We start from the raw sequence: 14,216 nt of genomic DNA, 5'->3' as shown, positions 1-14,216 counted from the left end.
AATGCTGGCGGCCGAGGCCGGGGCGGCGCGCAATACGATCGCCGCCTATCGCAGCGACCTGACGCTCGCATCGCAGGCCGCGGGCGGCGCGCTGGCGCAGGCCGATGCGGCCGCGATCGAGCGAGTGAGCGAGCAGTGGCGTGCGCTGGCCAGGGCGACCGTGGCGCGCAAGGCGGCGGCGCTCAGGCGCTTCTACGCCTTTCTGGTCGACGAGGGGTTTCGCAGTGACGATCCGGGAGCGGCGCTGCCGCGGCCCGGACAGGCGCGGCCCCTGCCCAAGGTGCTGAGCCATGCCGATGTCGACCGGCTGTTCGCGGTGCTGGGCGAACGGCTGGCCAGGGTGCCGCCCGCGGCGCTCGACCTGCGGATGGCGGCGCTGGTCGAGCTGCTCTACGGATCGGGGCTGCGCGCGAGCGAGCTGGTGTCGCTGCCGCGAGCGGCGATCCAGGGCGACCGGCCGTACATCATCCTGAAGGGCAAGGGCGGGCGCGAGCGGCTGGTGCCTCTATCTGATCGGGCGCGGGCGGCGGTGGCGGCGTGGCGGGCCCATGTGCCCGCCGAGTCGGCGTGGCTGTTCCCGTCGGGGAAGAAGCATCTGTCGCGGATCAGGCTGTACCAGCTCATCAAGGCGTTGGCGGCGGAGGCCGGGATCCCGCCCGATCGCGTTAGCCCGCACGTGCTGCGCCATGCGTTCGCGACTCACCTGCTGGAGGGCGGCGCCGATCTGCGCGCGTTACAGGCGATGCTGGGCCATGCCGATATCGCGACGACCGAGATCTATACCCATGTCGATGCGAGCCGGTTGGTAACGCTGGTGAACGAGCGGCACCCACTGGCGGAGGCGCTTGGTGGTGGTGGGAAGCGTAAACGTCATTCCCGCGAAGGCGGGGATCCATAGTCGCTGGTCGCGGTGGGTCTCACGACGTTCGGCGGATATGGATCCCCGCCTGCGCGGGGATGACGAGGTGGGGTGGGGTAAGGGAGGGAAACGTAACGATCCTTGATCCCTTCGCCGATGCGCCCTAACCGCCGCCGATGCCTAGCTTCCTCGATTTCGAGAAACCGATCGCCGACCTTCAGGCGAAGATCGACGAACTGCGCGACACCGCGGAGGGCGGGACGGTCGATATCGATGCGGAGGTCGGACGCCTTCAGGCGAAGTCCGACAAGCTGCTGCGCGATACCTTCGCCAAGCTGACGCCGTGGCAGAAGACCCAGGTCGCCCGGCATCCGGAACGGCCGCATTTCAAGGACTTCGTCGCGGGGCTGTTCAGCGAGTTCATCCCGCTGGCGGGTGACCGCGCCTTTGCCGACGACCAGGCGATCCTGGGCGGATTCGCGACGTTCCGCGGCCGTCGGGTGATGGCGATCGGCCATGAGAAGGGGCAGGACACGGCAAGCCGCCTCCGCCACAATTTCGGCATGGGCAAGCCCGAGGGCTATCGCAAGGCGATCCGGCTGGTCGAGCTGGCCGACCGGTTCGGGCTGCCGGTGGTGACGCTGGTCGATACGTCGGGCGCCTTTCCCGGCGTCCAGGCCGAGGAGCGCGGCCAGGCCGAGGCGATCGCGCGCTCGACCGAGGCGTGCCTGGCGGCGGGTGTTCCCGTCGTCGCGTCGATCGTCGGCGAAGGCGGCTCGGGTGGCGCGGTGGCGCTGGCGGCGGGCAACCGGGTGATGATGTTCGAGCACGCGGTCTATTCGGTCATCAGCCCCGAAGGCGCGGCCTCGATCCTGTGGCGGACGTCGGACAAGGCGGCGGATGCGGCGGACGCGATGCGGATTACGGCGCAGGACCTGAAGTCGTTCGGGGTGATCGATACGATCGTCGGCGAGCCGTTGGGCGGCGCCCATCGTGACCCGGCAGCCGCGATCGAGTCGCTGGGAACCGCGATCGAGGGCGCGCTGGCGTCGCTCGACGGGCAGACACCCGATCAGCTGCGGCGCGGGCGACGCGAGAAGTTTCTGGCAATGGGGCGGTTGTAAGGGCGTAAGCCGTCAAATCCTTCGGTTCGCCCTAAGCTTGGCGAAGGGCGTGCGCGGAACCCGTCCTCCGACAAGCTCAGCACGAACGGAGGGGGCGGGGCGTTGCTGTGATGCGGACACGCGAAAAGGGCGGCGGAACCCGGGTTCCGCCGCCCTTCGCGTATCAGTCGAACGAGACGCTCTTACGAGGCCTTCATGTTCGACGTGACGTTGCCGAAGGTGGTCTTCAGCTGGTTGCCAAGGCCCTGCATCGCGGCGATCGCGGCGACGGCAATCAGGGCAGCGATCAGGCCGTACTCGATGGCGGTCGCGCCCTTGTTGTTCTTGATGAACTTGCGAATGGTCTGCATTCCGGTCTCCATGGATCTAGTCACTTCAGTCACCCGGCTGAACCGGTACGGGCCGGAGCAGCAACCCCGTGACTAGCGATGGAGGGTTGAGAAAAGGTTTAAGGTCAGTCCCTTGCACTTCATATACTTACCGTGCGTTCTGGACCTTGGTGGACACGTTGTTCCACATGCCGACGGTGGTTCCTGCCATCTCGTGCAGGGCCGCGAACATCGACAGGACGATCAGCGCGAGGATCAGGCCGTATTCGACGGCGGTCGCGGCGCGATCGTCGCGGGCAAGGCGCCGCAACATGGCTGGGAGGAACGCGCGCTTCTTCACGATTCCCGCTTTAGCCGGAGACGCTTAACGAATGACTGACATGATGCTGATCGTGGTCGCGGCGGCGCTGATCGATGTCGAGGGCCGCGTGCTCGTGCAGCAGCGCCCGCCGGGCAAATCGCTGGCGGGATTGTGGGAGTTTCCGGGCGGCAAGGTTGAGCCGGGTGAGGGCGCCGAGGCGGCGCTGGTACGCGAACTGGCCGAGGAACTGGGGGTCGTGGTCGACGAGGCGGCGCTGACGCCGGTGTCGTTCGCACCGACTCAGGCGGGCGGGCGGCCGCTGGTGCTGTTGTTGTACCGCTGTGCCGAGTGGCGCGGCGAACCGCGCGCGCTCGATGCGGTGGCGCTGTGCTGGGCGGATCGGGGAATGCTGGCGACGCTGCCCATGCCGGCGCCCGACGTGCCGCTGGCAGCGGCGCTGGCGGCGTGGTTGGCGTGACGGCTTGCGAAAAATGGAGGCCCGACCGGGAATCGAACCCGGGTGCAAGGATTTGCAGTCCTCTGCGTCACCACTCCGCCATCGGGCCTCGATGCGGTGGAGGGCGGCTATGGTGTTTTGGCGGCGGGGTCAACCGCCTCGTGTCGGCGCTTGGCGCGACGGCGGTGGCGTTCTAAGACGCGGCAGTCATACCTCCAGTGTATTGCATCCGTAAAACAGTTGTGCGACAGGGAAGCTCATGAACGTCAGCGTCGATACCAACCGGACCGAGGCGATGCGCAGCGCGATGGTCTCCAGCCAGTTGCGCACCAACGCGGTCAGCGACCAGCGGGTCGTCTCAGCGATGGCGCGGGTGCCGCGCGAGCGCTTCGTGCCCGCCGACGTGCGTGAGATCGCCTATCGCGACACCGCGCTGCCGCTGGGCGAGGGGCGGATGCAGAATCCGCCGCTCGCGACGGGGCGGCTGCTGACCGAGGCGGACCTGAACCGCGAGGACCGGGTGCTGCTGATCGGTGCGGCCGGCGGCTATACCGCTGCGATCCTGGCCGAGATCGTCGCCGAGGTGGTGGCGGTCGAGGAGAATGCGACGCTGGCGGCGATGGCGCGCGAGGCGCTTGCCGGGATCGCCAATGTGACGGTGGTCGAAGCGCCGCTGGCCGAGGGCCATGCCGTGGGCGCGCCCTATGACGTGCTGATCGTCGATGGCGCGATCGAGACGGTGCCCGATGCGCTGGTGGCGCAGGTGGCGCCCGGCGGGCGCGTGGCCGCGGGTATCGTCGATCGCGGCGTGACCCGGCTGACCAGCGGCCGGCGCACCGATGGCGGTTTCGGCCTGTTGCCGTTCGTCGACAGCGATTGCGTGGTTCTTCCGGGCTTCAGTCGCCCGCCTGCATTTCAATTCTGAGGGGTCAGATGCGCCGTACCGTTATCCTGCTGCTGGCTGCGGCCGGCCCGCTGATCGGCGTGCCCGCGGGGGCGGAGACGCTGCGCGAGGCGCTGGCCAAGGCCTATGCGTCGAACCCGACGCTGACCGGTGCGCGGGCGCAGCTGCGCGCGACCGACGAGGGCGTACCGATCGCGCGCGCCTCGGGACTGCCGTCGCTGAACCTCAACGGCACCGCGACCGACAACGTCGTGCAGGCGAACAACAACTTCCTGAACCCCGAACGGCTGGGTAACGGCCAGATCAACTTCTCGATCCCCCTGTACCAGGGCGGCGCGGTGAAGAATGCGGTGCGCGCGGCCGAGACGCGGGTCGAGGCCGGCCGGGCACAGCTGCGCGGGACCGAGGCGAATACGTTCACCAATGTCGTCGCGGCATATATGAACGTGATCCGCGACGAGGCGATCGTCGGGCTCAATCGCCAGAACGTCCGCGTGCTGGAAGTGAACCTCAACGCCAGCCGCGACCGGTTCCAGGTCGGCGACCTGACGCGCACCGACGTCGCTCAGTCGGAAGCGCGGCTGGCCACGGCGCGGGCGCAGCTGCAGTCGGCGGAAGCGACGCTGATCGGCAGCCGCGAAAACTATATCGCGGTCATCGGCGATCCGCCCGGCACGCTGGAACAGCCGCCGGCGCTGCCCAACCTGCCCAACTCGCCGGGCACCGCCGTGTCCGAGGCGCTGACCAAGAACCCCAACCTGCTCGCCGCGAAGCGCGCAGCGGATGCGACGCGCTATGACATCGGCGTGGCGAAGGCCAATCGCATGCCACGAATCGCGGCGGTGACGACGGGCACGTATTTCAACTATCTCGGCTCGGTGCCGACGGTCGCGAACGGCCAGCGTATCCCCAATTCCGCGACCGCGGCGACGGTCGGTGCTCAGCTGACGCTGCCGCTGTTCCAGGGCGGTCGCCCGGCGGCGCAGATACGCCAGGCGGAAGCGCTGCGCGGTCAGGCGCTCGAGAACCAGACCGCGACCGAGCGCGCCGTCATATCGCAGACGCGCAGCGCCTATGCGGCGTGGCAATCGTCGCAGCAGGTGATCGCATCGGCTGAGACCGCGGTGAACGCCAACAAGCTGAGCCTGGAGGGCGTCCGCGCCGAAAACAGCGTCGGTACGCGCACGATCCTCGACATCCTCAATGCCGAGCAGGAGCTGCTCAACAGCCAGGTGACGCTGGTGAGCGCGCGGCGCGACGCCTATGTCGCCGGCTTCGCGTTGCTGGCGGCGATGGGCAATGCCGAGGCGCGCGACCTGGGTCTCGATGGCGGCACGCTGTACGATCCGACGGTCAATTATCGCCGCGTGCGCGGCAAGATCAGCGACTTCGGCAGCGACGGCGAGCCAACGCCGGTGGCCCCGTCGACCGCGACGACGCCGGCGCAGGACGCGACGGTGACTCGCTCGCTCGATCCCGTACTGGACGCGCCGGTTGACAGGAGCCGGGCGTTGACCACAGGTGCGCAGGCCCCGAACCGCCAATAACGGCCGATCGGGCGGAGTACGGAACGCCTGGCATGGGGGACATGAGCGTGGAACCGTCGATGGAGGAGATCCTCTCGTCCATCAAGCGTATCATCGCCGAGGAAGGCGAGGGGCAGGTTCGCCAGCGTCGGCCGCAGCGCCCGGCCGCGAGCACGGTTGCCCCCGCCGCTCCGCCGCCACCGCCCGAGCCGGAAGAAGTGCTGGAGCTGAGCGAACTGGTGCCGGCACCGCCGCCCGCGCCGGTTGCCGCAGCGCCCGTGGAAACGCCCCCGACCCCGGCGCCTGCCCAGCATCAGCCCGCGCCGCAGGCGGCGCCCGAGCCGATCTTGTCGTCGCAGACCGCCGCCGCCAGCCGCGGTTCGCTCGAGGCGCTGAGCAAGCTCGTCGTGCGCCCAGAGAGCGACGGCGACGGCACGCTCGAGGGCATGGTACGCGCGATGCTGCGGCCGATGCTGCGCGAGTGGCTCGACGCCAACCTGCCCGAACTGGTCGAATCGATGGTCGCCCGCGAGATCGCACGAATCACCGGCCAGCAGGGTTGATGGCGGGGAACGCGGGCGATGACGGTGGGTTCAATCCGGTATGAACCCGCACGACCAAGGTCTTCGCGTCGGGGCGCAGGACTCGATGGCGCCCGCGCCGCACATCAGCGACGTCACGCGTCCTCACGAATCGGGTAACGACATCTTCTTCGCGGCGGTGCGCACGACGCGCATGCCGATGATCGTCACCGATCCCAACCAACCCGACAATCCGATCGTCTTCTGCAACGACGCCTTCACCTTCATGACCGGCTATACCGAGGCAGAGATTGTCGGCAGCAATTGCCGGTTCCTGCAAGGGCCGGAGACCGACCGCCACGCCGTCGATCAGTTGCGCGCGGCGATCGCCAAGCGCGAGGAGATCGCGCTCGAACTGCTCAACTATCGCAAGAACGGCTCGACCTTCTGGAATGCGCTATTCGTGTCGCCGGTCTTCGACGACGCGGGCAACGTCGTCTATTTCTTCGGCTCGCAGCTCGACATCTCGCGGCGGCGCGAGGCGGAAGAGGCGCTGCACGAGGCGCAGAAGATGGAGGCCGTCGGCAAGCTGACCGGCGGCATCGCCCATGATTTCAACAATCTGCTCCAGGTGATCCTGGGCTATGTCGACATATTGGAAAACAAAGTCGCCGATGCCGACCGCAGTGCCAAGCGCGCGGTCGAGGCGATCGCGTCGGCCGCCAATCGCGGCGCGACGCTGACGCAGCAGCTGCTGTCGTTCGCGCGCAAGCAGGAGCTGCGCAACCGCCTGCTCAACTTCAACTCGCTGATCGGCGATTTCCGCCCGGTGATCGACCGTACCGCGGGCGAGGGTATCGAGGTGCGGCGCAAGCTGTCCGACGACCTGTGGAATTCGCGGCTCGATCCGGTGCAGGCCGAGATGGCGCTGCTCAACCTGATCGCGAACGCCCGCGACGCGCTGGGCGGCAAGGGCACGATCACGATCGAGACCCGCAACGTGGTGCTGCCCGACGCGGCGTTCGGCCAGCTGAAGCTGGACCCCGGTGAATATGCGATGGTAACGGTGTCGGACGACGGGCCCGGCGTCGATCCCGCGATCGCCGACAAGATCTTCGATCCCTTCTTCACGACCAAGGAGCTTGGCCGGGGCACGGGGCTGGGGCTGTCAATGGTCTATGGCTTCATGCGCCAGTCGGGCGGCGCGGCGCTGCTGCTCGACCGGCCCGGCGGCGGGGCGACGTTCGCGCTGCTATTCCCGCGCGCTTCGGGTGCGGGCAGGGCCGAGCAGAAGCCGACCGCCGCGCACCCGCGGCCTGACGACGGCAAGCGCGAGCGCGTTCTGATGGTCGAAGACCAGCATGAGGTGGGTGAGCTGGGCAAGGAGATGCTCGAGGATCTGGGCTACACCGTCACGCTGACCCACAGCGCGCGCGAAGCACTGGACCAGTTGGCGATCGATTCGGATTACCGGCTGCTGTTCACCGACATCCTGATGCCCGGCGGGATGAACGGCGTGGGTCTCGCCCAGGCGGTGCGGCGTGATTACCCGCGCATTCAGGTGCTGTTGACGACGGGCTATGCCGACGAGGCGATCGACGAGGGATCGAAGTCGTTCGAGCTGATCCGCAAGCCGTATCGCCGGACCGAGCTGAACGAGCGGATTCGCGCGGTGCTCGACCGGCCGGGGGCGCGCACGTAGCGCCTTGGGCGGGCTGGGGCTTGTCCGGCGAACGGCTTCCGGCCTAGCGTCCAGTCCCATGAAGAAACTGATGTTTGCGGCGCTGGCCGCCACCGCCGTCGCCGCTCCCCTCGCCGCACGCCAGTTGACGATCGACGACGTCACGATGCTGAGCCGGGTCGGATCGCCGACGGTGTCGAAGGATGGCCGCTGGCTGGTATGGGCGCAGCGCGAGACCGACATCGCCAACAATCGCGGCCGGTTCGACCTGTGGCGGCTCGACCTGAGCAAGCCGGGCGCGGCGCCGACGAAGTTGGTCGCCGAGCCCGACGTCAACGAAACCGATCCGCAGATCGTCGGCGCGACCGTGTATTTCGCGTCCGACAAGGGCGGGGATAGCGCCGTCTGGTCGGTTCCGGTCGCAGGCGGTGCGCCCCGCAAGCTGACGAGCTTTTCCGGCGGCATGAACGGGTTCAAGGTCGCGCCGACTGCCGACAAGCTGGTCGTCTGGGCCGATCGCAAGCCGGGCGCGCCGAGCCTGGAGCCGGCGATGGTAAAGAAGGCCGCGGATGCGGGCGACGGCCGGACCTATGACCAGCTGTTCGTTCGCCATTGGGATACATGGGCCGACGGCACGCGCCAACAGCTGTTCGTCCTGCCGCTTTCCGCAGCGGGGGCGCCGGGCAATGGCAAGGCGATCGTCGGTGCGCTGGTCGGCGATACGCCGTCGAAGCCGTTCGGCGGCGGCGAAGAGGTCAGCTGGAGTCCCGATGGCCGAACGATCTACTTCGCGATGCGCGAGGCGGGGCGGATCGAGGCGATCTCGACCAATCTCGACATCTTCCAGGTGCCGGCGGACGGATCGTCGGCACCGGTCAATCTGACCGCCGACAACAAGGCGATGGACAATCAGCCGGTGGTGTCGCCCGACGGCCGCAAGCTCGCCTGGTTCGCGATGCGGCGGCCGGCGTTCGAGGCGGATCGCCAGGTGCTGACAGTGCGCGACCTTACCAGCGGCAAGACGGTGTCGCTGACCGAGCGCTGGGATCGCAGCATCGGCTCGATCGCGTGGGCGCCCGATTCGCGCTCGCTGCTGGTGACGGCGGAAGATACGCAGGAAAACCCGTTGTGGCGGGTCGATGCGGCGACCGGACAGGTCACGCGGCTGACGCAGCAGGGTAACGTCTCGGCCGTGGCGGTGACGCCCGGCGGCGCGGTGATCGCGATGAACAGCCTGACCGCGCCCGACGACTTCTATCGCGTGACGGGCAGCGGCGCGCCGCAGCGGCTGACCAGCGTCAATGCCGCGAAGCTGGCGGGGATCGACATGCCGAGCGTCGATCGGTTCAGCTTTAAGGGCGCGAACGGCGACACCGTGTGGGGCTATGCGGTGAAGCCCTATGGCGCGACGGGCAAGGTGCCGATCGCGTTCATGGTCCATGGCGGGCCGCAGGGGTCGAGCAACAACAGCTGGTCGTATCGCTGGAACCCGGCGGTGTTCGCGGGCGCCGGCTATGGCCTGGTCGCGGTCGATTTCCACGGGTCGACGGGATACGGCCAGCGCTTCACCGATTCGATCAGCAACAACTGGGGCGGCTGGCCGCTCGAGGATCTGAAGGACGGGCTGAAGGCGGCGACCGACAAGTACCAGTGGCTCGACGGCGATCGGGCCTGCGCGCTGGGTGCGTCGTACGGCGGCTATATGATGAACTGGATCGAGGGGCAGTGGCCCGACCGGTTCGAGTGCATCGTCCAGCACGATGGCGTCTTCGACGCACGCGCGATGGCGTACGAGACCGAGGAGCTTTGGTTCGACGAATGGGAGCACGGCGGCAAGACCTATTACGAGGACCCGCAGGCGTTCGAGAAATGGAACCCCGTCAACTACGTCGCCAAGTGGAAAACTCCGATGCTGGTGATCACCGGCGAGAAGGACTTCCGCATTCCGTACACGCAGGGGCTGGCGGCGTTCACCGCGCTGCAACGGCGCGACATTCCGTCGCGGCTGGTGGTGTTTCCGAACGAGAACCACTGGGTGCTGAAGCCGCGCAACTCGCGGCAATGGTATCGCGAGGTGCTGGGGTGGATGGATAAGTGGACGGGGAATAGCCGGCCCTGACCAGGTTCGTCATGCTGAACTTGGTTCAGCATGACGGTAGTGGCGAAGGTTAGCCCGGGGGTGACGGGGGCGGGTGAGTTTGGCTAAGGCCACGCGCATGACCGAACTGCCCAAGACCTTCGACCCCGCCGCGATCGAGACCCGCTGGTACGAGCATTGGGAGGCGAACGGCCTCTTTCGGCCCGAGCGGCCGGGGGCAGAGCCGTGGACGATCGTCAATCCGCCGCCCAACGTGACGGGCAGCCTGCATATCGGCCACGCGCTCGACAACACCTTGCAGGACATTCTCGCGCGTCACGCGCGGCTGCAGGGCAAGGATGCGATGTGGGTGGTCGGCGTCGACCATGCCGGCATCGCGACGCAGATGGTGGTCGAGCGCCAGATGGGCGCCAATGGCGAGAAGCGCACCGACTACACCCGCGACGAATTCGTCGCCAAGGTGTGGGAGTGGAAGGCGGAGAGCGGCGGGCAGATCACGCGCCAGCTGCGTCGGCTGGGCTGTTCGATGGACTGGTCGAACGAGCGGTTCACGATGGACGAAGGCTTTTCCAAGGCCGTCCTGAAGGTGTTCGTCGAGCTGCATCGCCAGGGGTTGCTGTATCGCGACAAGCGGCTGGTGAATTGGGACCCGGGCCTCGGCACCGCGATCAGCGATCTCGAGGTCGAGACCAAGGAGGTGCAGGGCAAGTTCTGGCACCTGTCATACCCGCTCGCCGACGGCAGCGGCACGATCTCGGTCGCGACGACGCGGCCGGAGACGATGCTGGCCGATATGGCGATCGCAGTGAATCCGTCCGACGAGCGCTACACCGCGCTGGTCGGCAAGGAGGTCCGCCTGCCGATCACCGGCCGGCTGATCCCGATCGTCGCCGACGAGCATGCCGACCCCGAGTTGGGATCGGGCGCGGTGAAGATCACGCCGGGGCATGACTTCAACGACTTCGAGGTCGGCAAGCGCGCCGGGATCGCGGCGCGCGACATGCTCAACATGCTCGATGCCAAGGCGCAGGTGATCCAGACCGCCGACGGGCTGATCCCCGACCAGCTGATCGGGCTCGATCGTGCAGAGGCGCGCAAGCGGGTGGTCGAGCTGCTGGAAGAGGCGGGCGTGCTGGAGCAGGTGGAGGATCGCGTGATCCAGACCCCATACGGCGACCGTTCGGGCGTCGTCATCGAGCCGTGGCTGACCGATCAGTGGTATGTCGATGCCGCGACGCTGGCGAAGCCCGCGATCGAGGCGGTGCGCGACGGCCGCATCCGCATGGTGCCCAAGAGCTGGGAAAAGACGTTCTTCAACTGGATGGAGAACATCCAGCCGTGGTGCGTGTCGCGCCAGCTGTGGTGGGGGCATCAGATCCCGGCATGGTTCGCCGACGACGGGCGCATCTTCGTCGCGGAGACCGAAGCCGAGGCGCAGGCCGAGGCGGGTGAGGGGGTGACGCTGACGCGCGATCCCGATGTGCTGGATACGTGGTTCTCGTCGGCGCTGTGGCCGTTCGCGACGATGGGGTGGCCGGAGAATGCAAACCCCTCCCCTTCAGGGGAGGGGCAAGGGGTGGGGGATGCCTCGCAGAGGGGAGTGTCCGCGGCACTCCCCCACCCCAACCCCTCCCCTGAAGGGGAGGGGCGTAGCGTAGCGGAATGGCAGCGCCGCTATCCCAACGATGTGCTGATCTCGGGCTTCGACATCCTGTTTTTCTGGGATGCGCGGATGATGATGCAGGGAATGCACTTCCTGAAGGATGTGCCGTTCCGCACGCTCTATCTGCACGGGCTGGTGCGCGCCGCCGACGGGCAGAAAATGTCGAAGTCGAAGGGCAATACGGTCGATCCACTGGGGCTGATCGAGCGCTATGGCGCCGATGCGCTGCGCTTCTTCATGGCGGCGATGGAAAGCCAGGGCCGCGACATCAAGATGGATGAGAAGCGGGTTGAGGGGTATCGCAACTTCGCGACCAAGTTGTGGAATGCGGCGCGCTTCTGCCAGGCGAACGGGATCGGCGGATCGACGACGCTGGAGCCGCCTGCCGCGGCGTCAGCGGTCAACAAGTGGATCGTCGCCGAGACGGTACGGACAATTCAGGGGATCGACCTGGCGCTGGCGGACTATCGCTTCGATGCGGCGGCGAATGCGATCTATCAGTTCGTGTGGAGTCGGTTCTGCGACTGGTATCTGGAGCTGATCAAAGGTCAGATCGACGCCGAGACGACCGCGGTCGCCGGCTGGGTGCTCGACCAGATCCTCGTCCTGCTCCACCCGTTCATGCCCTTCATCACCGAGGAGCTGTGGCACGCGATGGCGCCGCGCAACCACGACCTGATCGTCGCGCGCTGGCCGATGGCGGATGCGCGCAGCCTCGATTCGGCGGCGGAGGCCGAGGTCGACTGGCTAATCCGGCTGGTTGGGGAAATTCGGGCGGCGCGAACCGAGCTGAACGTGCCGCCGGGCGCGCGGCTGCCGCTGCATGTCCGCGATGCGGGCGCCGAGACGACGGCGCGGCTGGCGCGGCAGGCGCCGGTGCTGGCGCGGATGGCGCGGGTCGATCAGGCCGCTGGCGACGCCAGCGGCGGTGCGGCACAGGTGGTGGTGGACGAGGCGACCTTCGTCCTGCCGCTGGAAGGCGTCATCGACCTCGACGCCGAACGCGCCCGCCTGACCAAGGCGATCGCGGCGGCGGAGAAGGAGCGGGACTCGCTTGCCGGCCGGCTCGGCAATCCGAGTTTCGTCGAGCGGGCGAAGCCCGAGGCGGTCGAGAAGGCCAAGGCCGACCACGCCGAGAAGACGAGCGAGGCCGAGCGGCTGTCGGCGGCCCTGGCGCGATTGGGGTAGCCCAGGAACCTTCGCGTCACCCCGGCCTTGAGCCGGGGTCCCGCTTTGCCGAGCATGAGAAGCGCGATCCCGACTCAAAGCCGGGATGACGGAAGGAAAAGAAACTAGAATGGCGAACGGCACATCTCCCCAGCGCGATCTGACCCAGGGGCCGATCGCGTCGACGCTGCTGCTGTTCGCGCTGCCGACGCTGGGGTCGAACATCCTCCAGTCGCTCAACGGATCGATCAACACGATCTGGCTGGGACAATCGCTGGGCGAGGATGCGGTCGCGGCGACCGCCAATGCCAACATCATCATGTTCCTGATGTTCGGCGCCGTCTTCGGCTTCGGCATGGCGGCGACGGTGCTGGTCGGCCAGGCCTGGGGCCGGCACGACGTCGAGAGCGCACGGCGCGCGTTCGGGTCGGCGGTGGGGCTGATCGTCGGCGGGTCGGTGGTGATCGCGACCCTGGGCTATCTGTTCGCGCCCGGAATCCTCGACGTGCTGGCGACGCCGGCGGGGGCGAAGATCGATGCATTGGCGTATCTGCGCATCATCTTCCTGGGGTTGCCGGCGATGATGACGCTGGTGCTGATGTTCATGGCGCTGCGCGGCACCGGCGATTCACTGACGCCGCTCTATTTCATGGTGCTCAACGTCGGGCTCGACGTTGTGCTCAACCCGCTGCTGATCCGCGGCATGGGCCCGTTTCCACGCATGGGGATTGCGGGATCGGCGACGGCAACACTGATCGCCAACGTCGTGGCGCTGGCGGCGCTGGTGGCGTGGGTCGACTGGCGAGGGTTACCGCTGCGGCTGCGAGGGGGAGAGCTTGCCTATCTGAAACCGCAGTGGACACTGGTGAAGACGATCGTCGGCAAGGGCGTGCCGATCGGCGCGCAGATGCTGACGATGTCGACCGCCGGCCTGGCGATGGTCGGACTGGTCAATCGGCACGGACTGTCCACCGTCGCCGCCTATGGCGTGACGCAGCAGCTGTGGGGCTATGTCCAGATGCCGGCGATGGCGATCGGCGCCGGCGTCAGCGCGATGGCGGCGCAGAACATCGGTGCGCAGGCCTGGGACCGGGTGTCGCGGATCACCTATGCGGGGCTGGCGATCAACGTCGCGATCACGGGCGCGGTGGTGGCGCTGGTCATCCTGTTCGCGCGGCCGCTGTTGTCGATCTTCCTGCCGGCGGGCAGTCCGGCGCTGGCGCTGGGCGAGCACATCAACGTGATCGCGATCTGGAGCTTTCTGTTGTTCGGCGCGACGATGGTGCTGTTCGGTACGGTGCGGGCGAACGGCGCGGTGTGGGGGCCGCTGGCGATCCTGTTCGTCGCGATGTTCCCGGTACGGCTGGGCTTCGCGACGATGATGGAGCCGCGCTGGGGCGTCGATGCGCTGTGGTGGAGCTTTCCGCTGGGCTCGGGAACGGCACTGGTGCTGGCGTCGATCTATTATGCCAAGGCCGACTGGCGCTCCGGGGCGATGATGCCGGTCGACGAGAACCCTCCGCATGCCCACGCTGACAACGAGCCTGCTGGGGCACTGAAGCCGGCGGCGTGAGCGATGGAGCGAT

Annotated in this window: 12 protein-coding genes and 1 tRNA gene; 10 read left to right on the top strand and 3 right to left on the bottom strand. The window is 67.7% G+C overall.

Features of this window, described 5'->3' with window-relative positions:
- The first annotated feature begins 1 nt into the window (after position 1).
- Both GGQ80_RS04940 and GGQ80_RS04935 read left to right on the top strand, forming a co-directional pair.
- On the top strand, positions 2 to 898 hold the full coding sequence (locus tag GGQ80_RS04940) for a tyrosine-type recombinase/integrase (protein WP_183982959.1): 897 nt from the start codon (positions 2 to 4) through the stop codon (positions 896 to 898).
- A 137-nt stretch (positions 899 to 1,035) separates the two neighbouring features.
- Positions 1,036 to 1,983 (top strand): acetyl-CoA carboxylase carboxyltransferase subunit alpha, encoded by a 948-nt coding sequence (locus tag GGQ80_RS04935; RefSeq protein ID WP_183982767.1) that lies wholly within the window; start codon positions 1,036 to 1,038, stop codon positions 1,981 to 1,983.
- Between the two features lie 182 nt (positions 1,984 to 2,165).
- Here the strand turns inward: GGQ80_RS04935 and GGQ80_RS04930 are convergent, their stop codons facing one another.
- The gene (locus tag GGQ80_RS04930; RefSeq protein WP_183982766.1) at positions 2,166 to 2,333 is read right to left on the bottom strand and encodes a Flp family type IVb pilin; all 168 of its coding nucleotides are present in this window, start codon (positions 2,331 to 2,333) and stop codon (positions 2,166 to 2,168) included.
- A gap of 127 nt (positions 2,334 to 2,460) precedes the next feature.
- The gene (locus tag GGQ80_RS04925) at positions 2,461 to 2,625 is read right to left on the bottom strand and encodes a Flp family type IVb pilin (protein ID WP_183982958.1); all 165 of its coding nucleotides are present in this window, start codon (positions 2,623 to 2,625) and stop codon (positions 2,461 to 2,463) included.
- A gap of 58 nt (positions 2,626 to 2,683) precedes the next feature.
- Here GGQ80_RS04925 and GGQ80_RS04920 point away from each other — a divergent pair, with 58 nt between their 5' ends.
- A complete protein-coding gene (locus GGQ80_RS04920; RefSeq protein ID WP_281375323.1) occupies positions 2,684 to 3,091 on the top strand; it encodes a (deoxy)nucleoside triphosphate pyrophosphohydrolase in 408 nt (135 codons plus the stop codon).
- 14 nt (positions 3,092 to 3,105) lie between these two features.
- On the opposite strand, the gene GGQ80_RS04915 is transcribed toward GGQ80_RS04920, so the two are convergent.
- Positions 3,106 to 3,179, bottom strand: a tRNA-Cys gene (locus GGQ80_RS04915).
- Positions 3,180 to 3,329: 150 nt separating this feature from the next.
- Here GGQ80_RS04915 and GGQ80_RS04910 point away from each other — a divergent pair.
- The 7 genes from GGQ80_RS04910 (at position 3,330) to GGQ80_RS04880 (ending at position 14,203) form a co-directional block, all read left to right on the top strand.
- Positions 3,330 to 3,995, top strand: a complete 666-nt coding sequence (locus GGQ80_RS04910) for a protein-L-isoaspartate O-methyltransferase family protein (protein WP_183982765.1) — start codon at positions 3,330 to 3,332, stop codon at positions 3,993 to 3,995.
- Positions 3,996 to 4,003: 8 nt separating this feature from the next.
- Positions 4,004 to 5,521 carry a TolC family outer membrane protein gene (locus tag GGQ80_RS04905; protein WP_183982764.1) on the top strand — a complete coding sequence of 506 codons (1,518 nt, stop codon included), beginning with the start codon at positions 4,004 to 4,006 and terminating at the stop codon, positions 5,519 to 5,521.
- A 32-nt stretch (positions 5,522 to 5,553) separates the two neighbouring features.
- The gene (locus GGQ80_RS04900) at positions 5,554 to 6,063 is read left to right on the top strand and encodes a DUF2497 domain-containing protein (RefSeq protein WP_183982763.1); all 510 of its coding nucleotides are present in this window, start codon (positions 5,554 to 5,556) and stop codon (positions 6,061 to 6,063) included.
- An 85-nt stretch (positions 6,064 to 6,148) separates the two neighbouring features.
- Positions 6,149 to 7,723: a histidine kinase famiy protein gene (locus GGQ80_RS04895; protein WP_221364191.1), complete on the top strand. Its 1,575-nt coding sequence runs from the start codon at positions 6,149 to 6,151 to the stop codon at positions 7,721 to 7,723.
- 58 nt (positions 7,724 to 7,781) lie between these two features.
- On the top strand, positions 7,782 to 9,821 hold the full coding sequence (locus GGQ80_RS04890; protein WP_183982761.1) for a S9 family peptidase: 2,040 nt from the start codon (positions 7,782 to 7,784) through the stop codon (positions 9,819 to 9,821).
- 97 nt (positions 9,822 to 9,918) lie between these two features.
- A complete protein-coding gene (locus GGQ80_RS04885; RefSeq protein ID WP_183982760.1) occupies positions 9,919 to 12,651 on the top strand; it encodes a valine--tRNA ligase in 2,733 nt (910 codons plus the stop codon).
- A 109-nt stretch (positions 12,652 to 12,760) separates the two neighbouring features.
- Positions 12,761 to 14,203: an MATE family efflux transporter gene (locus GGQ80_RS04880; protein ID WP_183982759.1), complete on the top strand. Its 1,443-nt coding sequence runs from the start codon at positions 12,761 to 12,763 to the stop codon at positions 14,201 to 14,203.
- Positions 14,204 to 14,216 lie beyond the last annotated feature (13 nt).

Source organism: Sphingomonas jinjuensis, from assembly GCF_014197105.1.
In the GTDB taxonomy this organism is placed as follows: Bacteria; Pseudomonadota; Alphaproteobacteria; order Sphingomonadales; family Sphingomonadaceae; genus Sphingomonas; species Sphingomonas jinjuensis.
Note: the sequence above shows the minus strand (reverse complement) of the source record. Positions and strands in the feature narration are given on the sequence as shown.

Bases quoted from the DNA above. Each gene is read 5' to 3' on its own strand.
- GGQ80_RS04920 (WP_281375323.1), top strand. From the start codon at position 2,684: ATGACTGACATGATGCTGATCGTGGTCGCGGCGGCGCTGATCGATGTC.
- GGQ80_RS04930 (WP_183982766.1), bottom strand. From the start codon at position 2,333: ATGCAGACCATTCGCAAGTTCATCAAGAACAACAAGGGCGCGACCGCC.
- GGQ80_RS04935 (WP_183982767.1), top strand. From the start codon at position 1,036: ATGCCTAGCTTCCTCGATTTCGAGAAACCGATCGCCGACCTTCAGGCG.
- GGQ80_RS04905 (WP_183982764.1), top strand. From the start codon at position 4,004: ATGCGCCGTACCGTTATCCTGCTGCTGGCTGCGGCCGGCCCGCTGATC.
- GGQ80_RS04910 (WP_183982765.1), top strand. From the start codon at position 3,330: ATGAACGTCAGCGTCGATACCAACCGGACCGAGGCGATGCGCAGCGCG.
- GGQ80_RS04880 (WP_183982759.1), top strand. From the start codon at position 12,761: ATGGCGAACGGCACATCTCCCCAGCGCGATCTGACCCAGGGGCCGATC.
- GGQ80_RS04890 (WP_183982761.1), top strand. From the start codon at position 7,782: ATGAAGAAACTGATGTTTGCGGCGCTGGCCGCCACCGCCGTCGCCGCT.
- GGQ80_RS04940 (WP_183982959.1), top strand. From the start codon at position 2: ATGCTGGCGGCCGAGGCCGGGGCGGCGCGCAATACGATCGCCGCCTAT.
- GGQ80_RS04885 (WP_183982760.1), top strand. From the start codon at position 9,919: ATGACCGAACTGCCCAAGACCTTCGACCCCGCCGCGATCGAGACCCGC.
- GGQ80_RS04925 (WP_183982958.1), bottom strand. From the start codon at position 2,625: ATGTTGCGGCGCCTTGCCCGCGACGATCGCGCCGCGACCGCCGTCGAA.
- GGQ80_RS04900 (WP_183982763.1), top strand. From the start codon at position 5,554: ATGGGGGACATGAGCGTGGAACCGTCGATGGAGGAGATCCTCTCGTCC.
- GGQ80_RS04895 (WP_221364191.1), top strand. From the start codon at position 6,149: ATGGCGCCCGCGCCGCACATCAGCGACGTCACGCGTCCTCACGAATCG.